The organism is Candidatus Hydrogenedentota bacterium (assembly GCA_016791475.1).
GTDB lineage: Bacteria > Hydrogenedentota > Hydrogenedentia > Hydrogenedentales > JAEUWI01 > JAEUWI01.
In genome coordinates this window covers 1-580 of sequence record JAEUWI010000356.1, presented here as the reverse complement: position 1 = coordinate 580, position 580 = coordinate 1, and the positions used below count along the sequence as shown (strand labels likewise).

Annotated in this window: 1 protein-coding gene; it reads left to right on the top strand. The window is 63.6% G+C overall.

Going from position 1 to position 580, the window contains the following annotated elements:
• Positions 1 to 62 precede the first annotated feature (62 nt).
• Positions 63 to 536 (top strand): VOC family protein, encoded by a 474-nt coding sequence (locus tag JNK74_29650; protein MBL7650339.1) that lies wholly within the window; start codon positions 63 to 65, stop codon positions 534 to 536.
• Positions 537 to 580 lie beyond the last annotated feature (44 nt).

The window sequence follows — 580 nt, the reverse complement described above, 5'->3', positions numbered from 1 at the left end:
CCGCGTTCCCGTATCTGGCATGCGATGCCCGACTATCCCACCCAAGTGTTAAGGAAGAAGTGATGCAGAAGATCAATCCCTGCCTCTGGTTCGACCACCAGGCGGAAGACGCGGCCGAGTTCTACGTATCGGTTTTTCCGGATTCGCGCATCGTCAGCCGCACAAGGCGGGTCGACGGCCTGCCCGACGAGGTGGGCGACGTGATGGTCGTCGCCTTCGAACTCGCCGGCCAGGGCTACATCGCCCTCAACGGCGGCCCGCTCTTCCGGTTCTCGCCTGCGATCTCGCTGGCCATCCCGTGCGAGACGCAGGACGAAGTGGATCACTATTGGGCGCGCCTCACCGAAGGCGGAGAGGAGGGCCAGTGCGGCTGGCTGACCGCTCGTTACGGTGTCACCTGGCAGGTGACGCCGACGCCCCTCATCCGGATGTTCCAGTCGGACGATCGCGCCGCAGCAGCTCGTGCCGCGGCGGCGATGATGCCGATGAAGAAGCTCGATATCGCGGCGCTGCAACGCGCCTTTGACAACGCCTGAACAGGCACCACCAAGGAGATGGTCATGAAGAACGAACACCCGTT